The 240-nt window shown below is 40.8% G+C and carries 1 pseudogene; it reads left to right on the top strand.

Annotated elements, in window-relative coordinates:
- A pseudogene (locus LJE11_RS19590) lies at nucleotides 1-95 on the top strand (antirestriction protein ArdA); the annotation flags it as partial.
- Nucleotides 96-240 lie beyond the last annotated feature (145 nt).

The following is a 240-nucleotide window of genomic DNA, read 5'->3' as shown; positions in this document are numbered from 1 at the left end:
AGAATTACATTGACTATGAAGCCTACGGGCGAGATTTGGATATGGGCGGTTGCTTTATTGAAACAAGCCGAGGTATGTGCGAGATACCATATTAACGCTGGAAGATCAGCGACAAGCATTGTTGCTACTGACAGCGTATTTCTCTTTTAAGGGACAGTCTGAAAATGGCTGTCCTTTTCTATTTTGAAAGGAGCTGAAAGAACTTGAAAAAGATTAAATCTTATACGGGTATCTGGAACG

The organism is Blautia sp. DFI.1.216 (genome assembly GCF_020594215.1).
GTDB lineage: Bacteria > Bacillota > Clostridia > Lachnospirales > Lachnospiraceae > Blautia_A > Blautia_A wexlerae.
Note: the sequence above shows the minus strand (reverse complement) of the source record. Positions and strands in the feature narration are given on the sequence as shown.